This is a genomic window from Pseudochelatococcus sp. B33, assembly GCF_053570585.1.
Genome location: NZ_JBSEFH010000061.1, coordinates 1 through 3,810, shown reverse-complemented (window position 1 = coordinate 3,810; position 3,810 = coordinate 1). Strand labels below are relative to the sequence as shown.

At 57.3% G+C, this 3,810-nt stretch carries 3 protein-coding genes; all 3 read left to right on the top strand.

The genetic code is table 11. The annotated features are described in order from the left end of the window. Positions 1–137 precede the first annotated feature (137 nt). Genes ACUSIJ_RS29425 through ACUSIJ_RS29415 form a run of 3 tightly spaced genes read left to right on the top strand, consistent with a single transcriptional unit; the run spans position 138 to position 3,723 of the window. Positions 138–1,370 carry a site-specific integrase gene (locus tag ACUSIJ_RS29425; protein ID WP_449311965.1) on the top strand — a complete coding sequence of 411 codons (1,233 nt, stop codon included), beginning with the start codon at positions 138–140 and terminating at the stop codon, positions 1,368–1,370. Further along, positions 1,367–2,722 (top strand): tyrosine-type recombinase/integrase, encoded by a 1,356-nt coding sequence (locus ACUSIJ_RS29420; protein WP_449311964.1) that lies wholly within the window; start codon positions 1,367–1,369, stop codon positions 2,720–2,722. Before ACUSIJ_RS29425 ends, ACUSIJ_RS29420 begins: the two co-directional genes overlap by 4 nt. Further along, on the top strand, positions 2,719–3,723 hold the full coding sequence (locus ACUSIJ_RS29415; RefSeq protein ID WP_449311963.1) for a tyrosine-type recombinase/integrase: 1,005 nt from the start codon (positions 2,719–2,721) through the stop codon (positions 3,721–3,723). Before ACUSIJ_RS29420 ends, ACUSIJ_RS29415 begins: the two co-directional genes overlap by 4 nt. The last annotated feature ends 87 nt before the right edge of the window (positions 3,724–3,810 follow it).

Here is a 3,810-nt window from a genome sequence, read left to right as displayed (position 1 = left end):
AATCCCAAAATCGCGAGGACTCGGTAATGCGCAGGAACATGGCGCGAGCGCCAAATTCCCGCAACACTGGGCACTATTGCTGCGCATTATTTTGCTTGCGAACCTCGGCAGTCCCTGGACCAACTGAGGAAGCAAGCATGTTGAAATCACACAGCGAGTTGATCGCCGAACTTTCGAATTTTCTCACGAAGCAAAATTACAACCCGGTGGTAGTATTGAATCACCGCCTCTACGCCCGCGCGTTTCTCGATTATCTGGCCAAGTGCGGCATACCGGTCGAGACTGTGACGCCGGCACAGGTTGATCAGTATTTTATCTATGCAATCCAGAAATTTGAGGTCCGGCGTGGCCGACCTCCCGGTGCAGATTGGCACATGTTGCCACGCACCGTGATCGCCAAGCTCCTTAGGCTTGTTCAAGGGAAATGGCCGCCCGAACCAGAGTTGATCGAGCCCGAGGCGGCGTTTCTGCGGACGATCTGCTGCGAATACGAAACATGGCTGCGCGAAGAGCGCGGTCTGGCAAGGGCCAGCATTGAGGCCCTCATGCGAGAGGCACGAAACTTTCTACGATGGCAGTTCGACCGCGCCGGCGCTGCCAGCCTCGAGACAATGAGCGTCGTGGATGTCGATCACTACATGGATATGCGCGCGCTTGGTTTACGGCGACCATCATTGGCCAGCGTCGCTTTGCTGCTCCGCTCGGTGGTGCGCTATCTGCATCGGACGGGTCGCATTCCAACCGATCTCACGCCGCGCATCGTCGCCCCCTTGCTCTATGCCTACGAAGGTGTGCCTTCCACGCTGGACAAGAGTCAAATCGCTGCGGTGTTGACCGCCACGAAGAACGACGGATCGCCGCGCGGGCTTCGCGATTATGCTGTACTCCAACTGCTTACCACATATGGCCTGCGCGAAGGTGAGATCTGCCGTCTTCGGCTCGAGGACGTGAACTGGCGCGATGAATCCCTGCGTATTCGCCACACGAAAACCAATACCTACTCCTATATGCCGCTATTGGAACCAGTTGGTGAGGCGTTACTCAATTATCTGCGCCTTGGGCGACCCGGTGCCGAAGTGCGGGAAATCTTCATCCGGTCCTGTGCTCCCTACGTCGCAATGACGCACCTATACAGCATAGTCAGCAGACGGTTGGCAGCCGCCGGCGTCGAGCCGCCAGGAAAGCGAGGAGCTCATGTATTCCGGCACGCACGTGCGGTCGAAATGCTGCGGGCATCCGTCCCGCAAAAGATCATTGGCGACATACTTGGGCATCGATCCACCAAGTCTACGAACATCTATCTCAAGCTGGCTACCGAGGATCTTCGAGCTGTGGCGCTCGAAGTGCCTGGATCGGAGGTGCTGTCATGAGCGCATGGCACGATCCTGATCGCAAGGTCATCGATACCTTCCTGGAAACATTGCGGCTCCAGCCGAAAAGCAGGTCCACGTATTATGCGTTCCTTCGCAGCTTTGAGGATGTTGCCCAACGTCATCCTGCCGTCGACCGGCGGATGCTCGACGCCTGGCTGAAGAAAATTGAAAAATGTTACCATCTGTCAACGCTGCTGAATAGAGTCCGCATCATCGATCGCTTCCTCGACCACCTCGTGGAAATCGAGCTGATCGCCGATAATCCCATCGCCGCACTTCGCAATCGGTACAACGTCAAACAAAACAGCCCGATCTGGCGAGCACTGATTTCAGCCAATCCCGATGAAGCCCTCGCCGCGTTACAACGGCCCGCGCCTTATGGCAGCGTTCTGGGCGACTTCATGCGCGATCATGTCGTGCTGATGCGACGCCGGGGCTATCAGTATAAGAAGCAGGCTTACGTGTTATTGCAGTTCGATCGATTTCTTCAGGCGAACCCCGAACTTGCCGTGACGTCGCTTGAGACAATGCTAACACGCTGGGAAGAGGCAAAGCCGTCGCGTAATCATGCAATTGAATGCCAGTTGCTTAGGCGCATGTTGACCAAGGCGCGGTATCGCCTTGATCCTAGTACCCTGCCGAAACGTTTCAATTCTCAACCTATGCGAGAAGCGACGAAGGAATATCGACGACCGCATATCTTCAGCCCAGCAGACGTTCAGCACATGCTCGATACCGCAAGGTCCTATCCATCGGCACGTACTCCGCTGCTACCGTTGACGCTCTACACCATGATCGTACTGGCCTATTGCGCAGGGCTGCGACGAAGCGAACTAGCCCGGCTCGATCTCGGTGACGCAGACTTGCAATCGGGCACGATCACGATACGGGAAACGAAGTTCTACAAGACCAGGATTTTGCCGTTATCCGACAGCGTCGTGGTCGAATTGCGCGCTTACCTTGATGCGAGGCGGCATGCTGGTGGCTCACAAGACCCGCAATCGGGGCTGTTCTGGCATGCCCGCCTCAACCACCGCTATTGCCCTGATGCAGTATCGCAGATGATCACTAAAGTCATGCGGCGCGCCGGATTCAAAACCATTTCCGGGCGGACGGGGCCTCGCGTCCATGACCTGCGGCACTCGATGGTGGTGAACCGAATCCTCCAGTGGTACCAATCCGGTATAAACCCTCAGGGAAAACTGCACTTTCTCTCGACCTACATGGGGCACGGGAGTATCCACTCGACTCTGGCCTACATCACCGTCACCCAGGACCTGTTGCAGGAAGCAAGTGAGCGGTTCCGTTCCGTCGGCGCCCGATGCCTCACCATGGAGGCGCACCCATGACGAAGAGCAATCCGTTCCCCGTGTTGTTGCGGGCGTTTTTCCAGGAATGGCTGGCCGAGCAGCGCAGTGCTTCGATTCATACGATCCGGTCCTATCGCGATACTTGGCGGCTGCTCTTGCGGTTCATCGCGGAGAGAAAGGGGGGCGGAGTGGTGCGGATCGCTCTGGTCGACGTCTCAGCAGCGGAGGTGCGCGCGTTCCTCAACCATACCGAGCAAGAGCGTGGGAGTACGATCGGTACACGCAATTGCCGACTTGCCGCGATCCGCAGCTTCTTCAGCTTCATGGCAGGCAAGAATCCAGAATACGTTGCCCAATGCGCCGAGGTCCTGACGGTCCCGCTCAAGCGGGAATCGGTATCTGCACCCTGTTATCTCGAACCGGAGGAGGTCGAGGCGATCCTCGTTCAGCCTGATCGGTCGACAATCGAGGGAATGCGCGACCATGTGCTGCTCTCGTTCCTGTACAATAGCGGCGCGCGTATTCAGGAGGCCCTCGATCTGTGCCCCAACGCGATCCGGTTCGATGCCCCGTACTGCGCTCGCCTGTATGGCAAGGGACGTAAGGAACGGATATGTCCGCTCTGGCCGGAAACGGTGACGTTGCTCAGGAAGTTGCTGGAACGCCAACCGCGTAAACCAGGCGAGCGAATCTTCGTCAATCGATACGGCGAACCGCTAGGGGCTTCGGGCGTGCGGTTCAAACTCACTGCCTACGTTGCGGAAGCCGCCAAGTCCTTGCCCTCGCTTCGGTCCAAGAATGTGACGCCGCACAGCTTCCGGCACGCGACCGCCGTTCATCTTGTCGCTGCCGGAGTCGATATCACCGTCATCCGCAGTTGGCTGGGGCACGTCAGCCTCGACACGACCAACCACTACGCACAGGCCAATTTAGAAACCAAGCGAAAGGCGTTGGAAAAGGTGGGGGCTCCAGCGGCAAGCAATGTGCCACCTTCATGGAAACGGAATGCCAGCTTGATGGAGTGGCTCGATACTTTGTAAAATAATGCGCAGGAACGTGGCGAAATATTCCGCAGCACTGCTGGTTTACGCCCGTTCCTGCGCATTACCGAGTCCTCGCGATTTTGG

Bases quoted from the DNA above. Each gene is read 5' to 3' on its own strand.
- ACUSIJ_RS29415 (WP_449311963.1), top strand. From the start codon at position 2,719: ATGACGAAGAGCAATCCGTTCCCCGTGTTGTTGCGGGCGTTTTTCCAG.
- ACUSIJ_RS29425 (WP_449311965.1), top strand. From the start codon at position 138: ATGTTGAAATCACACAGCGAGTTGATCGCCGAACTTTCGAATTTTCTC.
- ACUSIJ_RS29420 (WP_449311964.1), top strand. From the start codon at position 1,367: ATGAGCGCATGGCACGATCCTGATCGCAAGGTCATCGATACCTTCCTG.